The 11,992-nt window shown below is 70.3% G+C and carries 10 protein-coding genes; 7 read left to right on the forward strand and 3 right to left on the reverse strand.

Going from position 1 to position 11,992, the window contains the following annotated elements:
- Nucleotides 1-68: 68 nt before the first annotated feature.
- The gene (lexA, locus tag ACWGE1_RS23945) at nt 69-869 is read right to left on the reverse strand and encodes a transcriptional repressor LexA (RefSeq protein ID WP_453422539.1); all 801 of its coding nucleotides are present in this window, start codon (nt 867-869) and stop codon (nt 69-71) included.
- Nucleotides 870-1,339: 470 nt separating this feature from the next.
- On the opposite strand from lexA, the gene nrdR reads away from it, so the two are divergent.
- On the forward strand, nt 1,340-1,852 hold the full coding sequence (gene nrdR / locus ACWGE1_RS23950) for a transcriptional regulator NrdR (RefSeq protein WP_453422540.1): 513 nt from the start codon (nt 1,340-1,342) through the stop codon (nt 1,850-1,852).
- Between the two features lie 144 nt (nt 1,853-1,996).
- Nucleotides 1,997-4,885, forward strand: coding sequence for a vitamin B12-dependent ribonucleotide reductase (locus ACWGE1_RS23955; RefSeq protein WP_453422541.1), 2,889 nt, complete (start codon nt 1,997-1,999; stop codon nt 4,883-4,885).
- A 113-nt stretch (nt 4,886-4,998) separates the two neighbouring features.
- Here ACWGE1_RS23955 and ACWGE1_RS23960 read toward each other — a convergent pair whose 3' ends face one another.
- Complete coding sequence (locus ACWGE1_RS23960) at nt 4,999-5,592, reverse strand: hypothetical protein (RefSeq protein ID WP_453422542.1); 594 nt, start codon at nt 5,590-5,592, stop codon at nt 4,999-5,001.
- A gap of 50 nt (nt 5,593-5,642) precedes the next feature.
- Entirely contained in the window at nt 5,643-6,602 is a 960-nt protein-coding gene (locus ACWGE1_RS23965; RefSeq protein WP_453422543.1) for a DUF1152 domain-containing protein, read from the reverse strand.
- A gap of 103 nt (nt 6,603-6,705) precedes the next feature.
- Here ACWGE1_RS23965 and ACWGE1_RS23970 point away from each other — a divergent pair, with 103 nt between their 5' ends.
- The 5 genes from ACWGE1_RS23970 (at nt 6,706) to ACWGE1_RS23990 (ending at nt 11,990) form a co-directional block, all read left to right on the forward strand.
- The gene (locus ACWGE1_RS23970; protein ID WP_453422544.1) at nt 6,706-7,545 is read left to right on the forward strand and encodes an arylamine N-acetyltransferase family protein; all 840 of its coding nucleotides are present in this window, start codon (nt 6,706-6,708) and stop codon (nt 7,543-7,545) included.
- A gap of 32 nt (nt 7,546-7,577) precedes the next feature.
- Entirely contained in the window at nt 7,578-8,183 is a 606-nt protein-coding gene (locus tag ACWGE1_RS23975) for a YdbC family protein (protein ID WP_030008846.1), read from the forward strand.
- Nucleotides 8,184-8,255: 72 nt separating this feature from the next.
- Nucleotides 8,256-8,915: a histidine phosphatase family protein gene (locus ACWGE1_RS23980; protein ID WP_453422545.1), complete on the forward strand. Its 660-nt coding sequence runs from the start codon at nt 8,256-8,258 to the stop codon at nt 8,913-8,915.
- Between the two features lie 11 nt (nt 8,916-8,926).
- Nucleotides 8,927-9,844 carry an ADP-ribosylglycohydrolase family protein gene (locus ACWGE1_RS23985; RefSeq protein WP_453422546.1) on the forward strand — a complete coding sequence of 306 codons (918 nt, stop codon included), beginning with the start codon at nt 8,927-8,929 and terminating at the stop codon, nt 9,842-9,844.
- A 574-nt stretch (nt 9,845-10,418) separates the two neighbouring features.
- Nucleotides 10,419-11,990, forward strand: a complete 1,572-nt coding sequence (locus tag ACWGE1_RS23990; RefSeq protein WP_453422547.1) for a DUF4153 domain-containing protein — start codon at nt 10,419-10,421, stop codon at nt 11,988-11,990.
- Nucleotides 11,991-11,992 lie beyond the last annotated feature (2 nt).

The following is an 11,992-nucleotide window of genomic DNA, read 5'->3' on the forward strand; positions in this document are numbered from 1 at the left end:
GTCCCGGGGCATGAGCAACCCCCGGGACCGGCGCAGTGGACCCGGGGGCTGAACGGGGGCGGCGGGGGTCAGACCCGACGCAGTACCGCGACGACCTTGCCGAGGATGGTCGCCTCGTCGCCGGGAATCGGCTGGTAGGCGGCGTTGTGCGGGAGGAGCCAGACATGGCCGTCCTCGCGCTTGAAGCGCTTGACGGTGGCCTCGCCGTCGAGCATCGCGGCGACGATGTCGCCGTTCTCCGCGACGGGCTGGCGGCGGACCGTGACCCAGTCGCCGTCGCAGATCGCGGCCTCGATCATCGAGTCGCCGACGACCTTGAGGACGAAGAGCTCGCCGTCGCCGACGAGCTGGCGGGGGAGCGGGAAGACGTCCTCGACCGACTCCTCGGCGAGGATCGGGCCGCCGGCCGCGATCCGGCCGACCAGGGGAACGTAGGAGGCGGCGGGCTTGCCGGTGGTGTCCGTGGGCTGCGAGCTGGGCTGGTCGGAGCCGCGCACCTCGTAGGCCCGGGGGCGGTGCGGGTCACGGCGCAGGAAGCCCTTGCGCTCCAGGGCCATCAGCTGGTGTGCGACCGACGACGTGCTGGACAGACCGACAGCCTGGCCGATCTCCCGCATCGACGGCGGGTAACCCCGCCGCTGCACGGAGTCGCGAATGACCTCGATGACCCTCCGCTGCCGGTCCGTGAGCCCGGAGCTGTCGGCGCGGATGCCTGGAGGTCGACCTGGCAGCGAGCGTGCGGGGCGTACGGCGGGCTCCGCATCCGGGTTCAGGTTTGCGTCGTTCATGGCATGCACCGGCTCGAGTCGGCTCTGGCTCTGGGAGCGGTTCTGGGCGGTAATGGCGGCACTGTCTGCGGTGGTGGTCACGTCGGCCCCTCTCGAAATGTTCTCCCTAGCTGGACAACGGTAGTTGCTTTCGAAAGGTTGCGCCAAACACACGTTCGAGTGAAAAATCGCAGATCGTCCTGCGTGGGCATATCAAGAGGTGTATGGACGATCGGTTCGCCGAACGTGGGTTCGGCCCGGCTTCCGCTGCTTACGGTACCCTTCCCGGTCGGATCGCCACCGTCCGGGCCCGTGCCCCAGTGTGGCACCGGGGAGCCCCGCGTCCGCCCATCGGACGCCGCGACACGCGGGGCCGCTGAAATCCGCCACAACCCAAGATCTAGTGGTTGGATGAGCGCTGCCACCCAGAGGTTGTGGTCCTCGGGTCTTCCGAGGGCCCCGGCATCGCATATGCTGGTGGCTGCTTCACGAGCCCCCGACGGAGTCCGCCTCCGTCGTTCAGGGGCTCCGTGGGGTGGTTCAGTCGTGCCAAGAGGGAGGGTGAGGGAACCATGCACTGCCCCTTCTGCAGGCACCCCGACAGCCGCGTCGTCGACAGCCGCACCACGGACGACGGCACGTCGATCCGCAGGCGCCGTCAGTGTCCCGACTGCTCCCGTCGTTTCACGACGGTGGAGACGGCCTCGCTGATGGTGATCAAGCGCAGCGGTGTGACGGAACCCTTCAGCCGCACCAAGGTCATCTCCGGCGTGCGCAAGGCATGCCAGGGACGTCCGGTCACCGAGGACGCCCTCGCCAAGCTCGGCCAGCGGGTCGAGGAGGCGGTGCGCGCCACCGGGAGCGCCGAGCTGACCACCCACGACGTGGGTCTGGCCATACTCGGCCCCTTGCAGGAGCTCGACCTGGTCGCGTACCTGCGCTTCGCGTCCGTTTACAAAGCTTTCGACACCCTTGAAGACTTCGAGACCGCCATCGCGGAACTCCGCGTGTCGCGGTCTCATCCCGATGAGTGCGAGCCCGGTGGGACCGTCCAGGTCCCCGTGCCCGCCTCCGCCGCCGACTAGCCGGCCTGCCTGTGTCGCGGCGCTCACGCGTCGTGACACGGCCGGTTCGGCGGGCGAAGAGACGTAGATACAAGACACAGCACCGTGCCGCGGAATATCGATGGCACTTTAGGGCGTTTTTGCCCGCATATGGGAGGAAGCGGCATGACAGAGACGGCGAGCAGCTCGGCACGTGGTTCCCGCGCCAAGGGGACCAAGGCTGCCAAGGGCGGCCTGCGTATCGAGCGCATCCACACCACCCCGGGCGTGCACCCCTACGACGAGGTGAGCTGGGAGCGCCGTGACGTCGTCATGACCAACTGGCGTGACGGCTCGGTCAACTTCGAGCAGCGCGGCGTCGAGTTCCCCGACTTCTGGTCGGTGAACGCGGTCAACATCGTCACCAGCAAGTACTTCCGGGGCGCGGTGGGCACCCCGCAGCGCGAGACCGGTCTGAAGCAGCTGATCGACCGGATCGTGAAGACGTACACGAAGGCCGGCGAGGACTTCGACTACTTCTCGTCGCCCGCCGACGCGGAGATCTTCGAGCACGAGCTCACCTACGCCCTCCTGCACCAGATCTTCAGCTTCAACTCCCCGGTGTGGTTCAACGTCGGTACTCCTCAGCCGCAGCAGGTCTCCGCCTGCTTCATCCTGGCCGTCGACGACTCCATGGAGTCGATCCTCGACTGGTACAAGGAAGAGGGCATGATCTTCAAGGGCGGTTCCGGCGCCGGCCTGAACCTCTCCCGCATCCGCTCCTCCAAGGAGCTCCTCTCCTCCGGCGGCAACGCCTCCGGCCCCGTCTCCTTCATGCGCGGCGCCGACGCGTCCGCCGGAACGATCAAGTCGGGCGGCGCCACCCGCCGCGCGGCCAAGATGGTCGTCCTGGACGTGGACCACCCGGACGTCGAGGCCTTCATCGAGACCAAGGTGAAGGAGGAGGAGAAGATCCGCGCCCTGCGCGACGCGGGCTTCGACATGGACCTGGGCGGCGACGACATCACGTCCGTCCAGTACCAGAACGCCAACAACTCCGTCCGCGTGAACGACGAGTTCATGACGGCCGTCGAGAACGGCACCGAGTTCGGTCTGCGTGCCCGTATGACCGGTGAGGTCATCGAGAAGGTCGACGCCAAGGCGCTCTTCCGCAAGCTCGCCGAGGCTGCGTGGGCCTGCGCCGACCCGGGCATCCAGTACGACGGTGTGATCAACAACTGGCACACCTGCCCCGAGTCCGGCCGTATCACCGCGTCGAACCCGTGCAGCGAGTACATGCACCTGGACAACACGTCCTGCAACCTCGCCTCGCTGAACCTGATGAAGTTCCTGAACGACGACGGCAAGGGCGACCAGTCCTTCGACGCCGAGCGTTTCGCCAAGGTCGTCGAGCTCGTCATCACCGCGATGGACATCTCCATCTGCTTCGCGGACTTCCCGACGCAGAAGATCGGCGACAACACCCGCGCCTTCCGCCAGCTGGGCATCGGCTACGCCAACCTCGGCGCCCTGCTCATGGCCACCGGCCACGCGTACGACTCCGACGGCGGCCGCACCCTCGCAGCGTCGATCACCTCGCTGATGACCGGTACCGCGTACAAGCGCTCCGCCGAGCTGGCCGCCATCGTCGGCCCGTACGACGGCTACGCCCGCAACGCCGAGTCGCACAAGCGCGTCATGAAGCAGCACGCCGACGCCAACGCCGTCGCGCCGCGCACCGAGGACCTGGACAACGCCATCTGGGCCGCGGCCACCGAGGCATGGCAGGACGTCCTGCGCCTCGGCGAGAAGAACGGCTTCCGCAACTCCCAGGCTTCCGTCCTGGCGCCGACCGGCACCATCGGTCTCGCGATGTCCTGCGACACGACCGGTGTCGAGCCGGACCTGGCCCTGGTCAAGTTCAAGAAGCTCGTCGGCGGCGGCTCGATGCAGATCGTCAACGGCACCGTCCCGCAGGCCCTGCGCCGCCTGGGTTACCAGGAGGAGCAGATCGAGGCGATCGTCTCCCACATCGCCGAGCACGGTGTGGTGGTCGACGCCCCGGGCCTGAAGACCGAGCACTACTCGGTGTTCGACTGCGCCATGGGCGAGCGCTCCATCTCCGCGATGGGCCACGTCCGCATGATGGCCGCGATCCAGCCCTGGATCTCCGGTGCGATCTCGAAGACGGTCAACATGCCGGAGACGGCGACCGTCGAGGAGATCGAGGAGATCTACTTCGAGGCGTGGAAGATGGGCGTCAAGGCGCTCGCGATCTACCGCGACAACTGCAAGGTCGGCCAGCCCCTCTCCGCCAAGAAGAAGGAGGAGGAGAAGGAGGAGGTCACCGCCAAGACGGAGGAGACCATCCGCGCCGCCGTCGAGAAGGTCATCGAGTACCGCCCCGTCCGCAAGCGCCTCCCCAAGGGCCGCCCGGGCATCACCACCTCCTTCACGGTCGGTGGCGCCGAGGGCTACATGACGGCCAACTCCTACCCGGACGACGGTCTGGGCGAGGTCTTCCTGAAAATGTCCAAGCAGGGCTCGACCCTCGCGGGCATGATGGACGCCTTCTCGATCGCCGTCTCGGTCGGTCTGCAGTACGGCGTTCCGCTGGAGACCTACGTCTCGAAGTTCACGAACATGCGCTTCGAGCCGGCCGGCATGACGGACGACCCGGACGTGCGGATGGCGCAGTCGATCGTCGACTACATCTTCCGCCGCGTGGCGCTCGACTTCCTGCCCTTCGAGACCCGCTCGGCCCTCGGCATCCACTCCGCCGAGGAGCGCCAGCGTCACCTGGACACCGGCTCCTACGAGCCCCTCGAGGACGAGCTGGACACCGAGTCCCTGACGCAGGCGACCCCGCTGGCAGCGGTCCCGTCGGCCCCGAAGCCGGTCGCGTCGGTGTCCGTCCCGGCCCCGAAGACCGCGCACAGCAACGCCGAACTCGTCGAGATGCAGCTCGGCGTCTCGGCCGACGCCCCGCTCTGCTTCTCCTGCGGTACGAAGATGCAGCGCGCCGGCTCCTGCTACATCTGCGAGGGCTGCGGCTCCACCAGCGGCTGCAGCTGACACCGGGCGCAATGGCGCCGGATGCCCGACATCCGGCGCAGCTGAACCCGAAGCGTGATCTCTGAGAGGGAGGGGCGTCGGCCTTGTGCCGACGCCCCTCCCTCTCGCGTTCGCTATGCGGTCCGGGCTTCCTGCCGCGCGGTCCGAAAACGGTGGACGGCCCAGCCGGCGCCGGTCGCGGCGGCCGTCCAGACGATGACCTCGGCCAGGATGGTTCCCGGGGTCGAGGTCATGTGCGGGCTGGGCGGCAGCAGGATCATCTGCAGGGCGGCGCCGACCGGCACCGTCAGCGCGGCGAGCAGACCGATCGGCCCGGGACGCCTGATGGCTGCGCCCACCACACCCAGCACCGTGCCGAAGAGCACGCTCGCCGTCCACCACAGGACCAGGTCGGACCTGAAGGCGGCCAGCGGTTCGTCCAGGACGAATGCATCCATCACGTAGTACGCCGCCGTGGCCGCGATCAGCGCCGAGGCGCCGGCCAGGGCGCCTCTGGCCCATCTCCGGGCCAGCCAGCCCATGGCCACCGCGAGCGCGGCCCATGCCCAGCCGGAGTCCAGCAACAGGCTGAGCACCTTGGCGGCGCCGCCCCAGACGGTGCCCGTGATGGGGGCTCCGAGGGCCGAGTACGGGGAGGAGAGCGCGTTGACGAGCGAGGTGGACGCCCCGAATCCGACCCCGACCACGACACCATTAATGATCTTCATATCGGGAGGATAGAGCGGGACCCACGGGTCGCTGTTCGGGCCGGGTGCCGTCAGTGGGGGATGCGGCGGGGCGGCCGGGTGACCAGCTCCTCGCGGAACTCGGCGATCCTGGAATGGACCTGGCGCATCAGGTGGGTATCCTCGATGCGGTCCAGGTAGAGGCAGCGCGCGGCCAGGCCCGGCAGATCGAAGGCGAAGCACAGCGACATCAGCGGGTTCACGAAGAGCTCGCTGCCCCGGGTGCGGGTGGTGAACTGCACGTCCCCGAAAGAACCCCGGACAGCCGCGGCGATGGAGCCGTTCACGATGCTGGGCCGGTCAGGGGTCTGCTCCTGGGCGTGGGCCACCGCGTCCAGGAAGAGCGCGCCCTCCCGGGTTGTGCGCGATATGGAGAACGCGCCGAGGTATGCGCCCTCGCGCTCCAGCGCCGCGATGTTCTCCAGCACCAGTCCGTGACTGACCCCGTGGTACGCGTCCACGCCGAAGCCCACCGACACGACGAGGCGCTCCGGTACATCGTCCAGCGCGGCCAGTGCCGCGACGCTGGTCAGGTCCTCCTCGGGGGTGCCGAGGCCCGCTTCGTCGCCCCGCATCAGGATGTCCGTGCCGCCGTCGACCAGCACGATCGCGTCGATGCGGTGGAGGTCGATCAGCTCGCGGTAGGCGGCCCGCAGCGGCTGCACACCGATCTGGGGGAAGGCGTACACGGTGGTCGGGTAGCCGTGGATCCGGAGCCACCGGGCCAGGGTCCGCTCGGGGAAATAGGACAGGTGGGGTGCGGATTCGGGGGTCACGGCGGCGAGGTCGGGGGCGGCCCACGCCTCGACGGGCAGTCCGGCGAGCGGGCTGAAGGACAGGTTCGCCAGCTGGACCTTCTTGCCCTGGTGCATGAGGGACAGGGCGAGGGGCAGGCCGGCGTAGATGTCGAACCCGCCGCCCGCACCGGAGATCAGGATGCTTTCGGCGTCGGCGAGGCGGTCGAAAAGCGGGTTGGTGTGCAGGGCGGTCATGGCGATCATTGTGCGGGTGCCTGCGACAGGGCGCCTGCGGATTTCACGGCAGTGCGTCTGCGGGGAACACCGGGAACTCGGGGAAACGGGGAGATGGTCGGCCATGTGGAGCGGTGACGAGCTGGACCTGGACGCCTACTTGGCGCGGATCGGATTCCCGGGGGACACGGGTGCGTCCGGGGAACTCCGCCCAGACCTGCCCACGTTGTACGCAGTGCACCGGGCCCACACCGCCGCCATCGCCTTCGAGAGCCTCGACGTCCTGCTCGACCGCCCCGTCGCGCTGGACCTCAAGTCGATCGAGGACAAACTCGTGCACGGCCGTCGCGGCGGCTACTGCTACGAACAGAACTCGCTGCTGGCCGCTGCCCTGGAGCGGATCGGCTTCGCGGTCTCCGGACGCGGCGCCCGCAACCGCACCCGCGGGCACTGCCTGTCGGCCGTGACGCACGCCGTCCTCGTCGTCACCGTCGAGGGCGAACCGTGGCTGTGCGACGCCGGCTTCGGCCACCAGGGCCCTCGCGAGCCGGTACCGCTCGGACGGTCGGGCGGAGAGGTGCGGCAGGGGGAGTGGACCTACCGCGTCCGCGAGGAGCAGGACGGCGTCCGCGTTCTGTGCCTGCTGCGCGGGGACACCTGGCGAGACCTGTACGCCTTCTCACCGCAGCACTACCACCCCGTCGACTACGTCGTGCTCAACCACTACAGCTCCAGCCACCCCGCCTCCTCCTTCATCGGGCGGCTCATCGTCCAGCGCCCGGGCGACGACGTCCGCCGGGCGCTCGTCGGGCGGGAACTCACCCGCCTGCACCCCGACGGGCGGGCCGAGACGGAGACCGTCGGCCCGGACGAGCTGCTCGCCGTGCTCGACCGGGAGTTCGGACTTCGGCTGCCCGAGCGGGACGCGGCGGAACTGGTACGGATCCACCGCGCCGGGGACTGACCGGGGCCGCGCCTGGCCCGTACGATGGCGCAGTGCTGGTCAAGTGGATTCGCTGCACGGTGACGGACCGACGCGGGTTCGAGCGCGGGCAGCGAAAATGGGCGGGGCTGCCGGGCGAGCCGGGATTCCGGGGGCAGGGCGGCGGCTGGAGCCGGGGTCGGCAGGGGGTCGCGCATGTCTTCGCGTTCTGGGAGAGCCGTTCCTTCTACGACTCCTTCATGGCGCGCTCGCACGACCGGCTGGCCGCCTCCCAGAACGGCACCTACACCGATCTGCGGGTCACCCTCTTCGACCACCGCTTCGACGTGAAGACCGGCTTCGAGCCGCGCTTCACCGATGCCGACGTCGTACGGGTCGCGCACACACGGGTCCGCGAGGGCCGGGTCGACCACTTCGCCCTCATGCAGGAGAAGGTGTGGAATCCGGCGATGGCGGGCTCGCCCGGAATGGTGCGCGGCCTCTTCGGGGAGGCCCCGGGCCGCGAGTTCCTCGTGCTGTCGATGTGGCACGCCGCCGCCGAGCACGGCAAGTACCGCCAGGAGCGCGTCGAGCGGCTCTCCCTGCGCGCCCAGATCCAGGCCGATGTCGAGGCCCTCACCGGCGATGTCGTCGACCTCGAACCCTCCTGGACGGTATGACCGTACGATGACCGCCGGGCCGCTCGGCGTGCCCGGTCGGCCGGCAGCCCAGGGGCCTAATAGGGTCGTGGGATGGCTCGACCACGGCGCATCGTCCTTGTCCGACACGGGGAATCGGAAGGGAACGCCGACGACTCGGTGTACGAGAGGGAACCCGACCACGCCCTGCGGCTGACCCGTAACGGGCGCGAGCAGGCCTCGGCGGCGGGCGAACGGCTGCGGGAGCTCTTCGGCGACGAGACGATCAGCGCGTACGTCTCCCCCTACCGCCGCACCCTGCAGACCTTCCGGGAGCTGCGGCTGGACCCGGCACGGGTGCGGATGCGCGAGGAGCCCCGCCTGCGCGAGCAGGACTGGGGGAACTGGCAGGACCGGGACGACGTACGACTGCAGAAGGCGTACCGGGACGCGTACGGACACTTCTTCTACCGGTTCGCGCAGGGCGAGTCGGGGGCCGACGTGTACGACAGGGTCGGGTCGTTCCTGGAAAGCCTCTACCGCAGCTTCGAGGCCTCCGACCACCCGGAGAACGTGCTGCTGGTGACGCACGGGCTGACCATGCGGCTGTTCTGCATGCGCTGGTTCCACTGGTCCGTGGCCGAATTCGAGGCCCTTTCCAATCCGGGCAACGGCGAATACCGTGCCCTCCTGCTCGGCCCGGACGGCCGGTACCGAATGGACCGCCCGTTTGAGCGGTGGACCACACCCGAGCCTTATGACCTGGACGGCTAGAGTTGCCCGCGATGACGCCTGATTCCACTCCCGAACGGCGCTACGCGCGCGCCATGGCCAGCCTGCGAGGGCTGGCGCTGGGTGACGCCCTGGGCTCCCAGTACTTCGTCCCCGTGAACTACCCGCTGCTCAAGCGGCGCGAGCTGCCCGCCGGCGCCGGCGCATGGCAGTGGACCGACGACACCGAAATGGCCTGCTCGGTGGTGGCGGTGCTGGCCGAGCGCGGGCGCATCGACCAGGACGCGCTCGCGAGTTCCTTCGCCCACCACCACGACTTCGACCGTGGATACGGGCCCGCGGTGAACCGGATGCTGCGTCTGGTGCGGGAGGGGCAGGACTGGCGCACGCTGGCCGCCGAACTGTTCAACGGGCAGGGTTCGTGGGGCAACGGCGCCGCCATGCGGATCGCGCCGCTGGGTGCCTGGTACGCCGACGACCCGGAGCAGGCCACGCACCAGGCGGAGATCTCCGCCTACACCACGCACCAGCACCGCGAGGCCGTGTGCGGGGCGATGGCCGTCGCCGCGGCGGCCGCGCTGGCCGCGGGTACGGACGGTCCGCCGAAGGCCTCCGACCTGCTGGACGGGGTGATCGCGCTGGTGCCGCGCAGTGCGGTGGGCGCCGGGCTGCGGCGGGCGCGGGACATGCTGGACTACGGCGACGCGACCACGGTCGCGGCGGTTCTGGGCTGCGGGCGGCGCACGAGCGCGCACGACACCGTGCCCTTCGCCCTGTGGTCGGCGGCGCGGGCGCTGGACGACTACGAGCGGGCGTTCTGGACCACCGCGCAGGTGGGCGGGGACGTCGACACGACCTGCGCGATCGTCGGCGGGGTGCTGGGCGCACGCGGGGACGCCGTGCTGCCGGCCGCGTGGCTGGCGCGTACCGAGGCTCTGCCGGCCTGGCTGCCGGAGGTGGCGGCGGGCTGACGCCCGCGGCCCCCGCGGGGTCGGCGGCGCTTCGTCTCGCGGGCGATTCGGGCGGATTCGGCCTTTCCGGGCGTTCGCCGATGCCGCTTGGCCGCCCGCACTTGCCGCTGGTCCCGCAACCACGGCGCCACGCCCGTGGACGGGGAACTGATGGTCCTGATGAACGGCCATCACGAACGGACCCGTGCCGATCTGGGCGCTCCTCGCGGAGCCTGACGCCACCTCGGCATCACCGGATCACCCCGTCCCATGGCCGCATCAGCGAGGTGAAGTGGCCTGTTCCGATTGTCACGGTCCTGCCACAGCACTCTTTTGATCCTGTTCAAAACTGCACCGCACCGGCCTACTCTGTCCGCATCGCCGCCCCACCCTGAACTCCGGGGCGGCCGACAGGGGAGGGAAACCGATGTCAGAGAACACCGGCGGGGCGGACGAAGCCCGGTCCAAGGACGCGGTCAACGCAGAGGCCGCAGCCGGGGATTCGCCCGCGACGTCGCCCTCTGCACCGGCACCGGCACCGGCACCGTCACCGGCACCGGCACCGTCACCGGCACCGGCGCCGGCGGGGGTGGGGGTGCCCGCCGACGCCGCGGCCTGGCATGCCTGGCAGGTGCAGCAGCAGCGCTCCCGCGCCGAAGCCCTGGCGAAGTCCTCGGCCTCGCCCTCCTGGGCCACGCTCGTGCGCCCCGCCGAGGCCGCTCCCATCCCGACCGAGGCCATCGTCGCCGTTCTCGCCTCCGGCCTGGCCACCGCCCTGCTGCTCGGTGACGGCATGGGCCCCGGTCTGCTGGTCGCGGTGGTGCCCGCCGTCCTCGCCGCGTACGTCGCCGCCCGCACGGCCGGCCGTACCGCGCGCCCCTGGACCGTCGCCTGGGTGCTCGGATGCCTCGCCCTCCTCGCCATACCCGCCCTGCGCGATTCGGCGTGGCCGGCCACGCTGGCCATCCTGTCCGCCGTCCTGCTGGGCGCGCTGGCCCTCCACGGCAGCCGCACCTGGCCCGGCGTCCTGCTCAGCCCGCTCGGCTTCCTCGACGCCGCCGTGTCCGGGACCGCCTGGCTCGTGACCGGGCTGCGCTCGCGCGGCGGGGTCAGCAAGGACCGCTGGCTGCCCGTCGCCAAGGCGACCGGTGTGGCCGTCGCCCTGCTGGTGCTCTTCGGCGCGCTGTTCGCCTCCGCCGACGCCGCCTTCGCCGATCTCCTGGGCGGCCTGCTGCCCGACGTGTCGGTCGAGGACGGGCCGATCCGGTTCATGCTCTTCGTCCTCGGCGCGGTGCTCGCCCTCGCCGCGGCCCGCACCGCCGCGGCCCCGCTGCGCTGGGACCGGATCAAGGTGGCTCCGGGCAAGCCGCGCTCCCGGGTCGAATGGGCCCTTCCGCTCGTCGTGCTCAACCTGCTCTTCGCCGGATTCAACGCCGTGCAGCTGGCCGTCCTGTTCGGCGGCTACGACAAGGTCCTGCAAAGCACCGGCCTGACCTACGCCGAGTACGCCCGCCAGGGCTTCTGGCAACTGCTCTGGGCCACCCTGCTCACCCTCGCCGTGATCGCGCTCGCCCTGCGCTGGGCTCCGCGTTCGGGGGCGGGCGACCGCCGCTTCGTCCGCGTCGTCCTCGGAGTGCTGTGCACGCTGACGCTGGTCGTCGTCGCCGCCGCGCTGCGCCGGATGGACCTCTACGTGGACGCGTACGGGCTGACCCGACTGCGGGTGTCGGTGGCCGCGATGGAGCTGTGGCTCGGGCTGGTCATCGTACTGATCATGGCCGCCGGGCTGTTCGGCGGCCGCTGGCTGGCGCGCGCGGTCGCGGGCAGCGCTGCCGCGGCGGTGTTGGTGTTCGGCCTGCTGTCCCCGGACGGGATGGTCGCCGAGCGGAACGTGGCCCGCTTCGAGGCGGACTCGAAGATCGACCTGGCCTACTTCCAGTCCCTGTCGGCGGACGCCGTGCCCGCCCTGGACCGGCTGCCCGAGCCCCAGCGGTCCTGTGCCCTGCACGGGATCAACGAAGAGATCTCCCGCGCGGGAGACGTCCCCTGGTACGCGATGAGCCTGGGCGAGCGCCGGGCCCGGCAGATCCTGCGCGAGCGTCCGGTGACGGCTTCCTACGAGGCGTGCTCGCGCATGGGTGCCTTCGGCAGCCGCATCGAGTACTGAGG

The sequence above is a fragment of the Streptomyces sp. NPDC054932 genome, assembly GCF_053610205.1.

What these genes read in the sequence shown, in the direction of transcription:
- ACWGE1_RS23955 (WP_453422541.1), top strand. Translation starts at nt 1,997, where the DNA reads ATGACAGAGACGGCGAGCAGCTCGGCACGTGGTTCCCGCGCCAAGGGG.
- nrdR (WP_453422540.1), top strand. Translation starts at nt 1,340, where the DNA reads ATGCACTGCCCCTTCTGCAGGCACCCCGACAGCCGCGTCGTCGACAGC.
- ACWGE1_RS23985 (WP_453422546.1), top strand. Translation starts at nt 8,927, where the DNA reads ATGACGCCTGATTCCACTCCCGAACGGCGCTACGCGCGCGCCATGGCC.
- ACWGE1_RS23970 (WP_453422544.1), top strand. Translation starts at nt 6,706, where the DNA reads ATGTGGAGCGGTGACGAGCTGGACCTGGACGCCTACTTGGCGCGGATC.
- ACWGE1_RS23965 (WP_453422543.1), bottom strand. Translation starts at nt 6,602, where the DNA reads ATGACCGCCCTGCACACCAACCCGCTTTTCGACCGCCTCGCCGACGCC.
- ACWGE1_RS23980 (WP_453422545.1), top strand. Translation starts at nt 8,256, where the DNA reads ATGGCTCGACCACGGCGCATCGTCCTTGTCCGACACGGGGAATCGGAA.
- ACWGE1_RS23960 (WP_453422542.1), bottom strand. Translation starts at nt 5,592, where the DNA reads ATGAAGATCATTAATGGTGTCGTGGTCGGGGTCGGATTCGGGGCGTCC.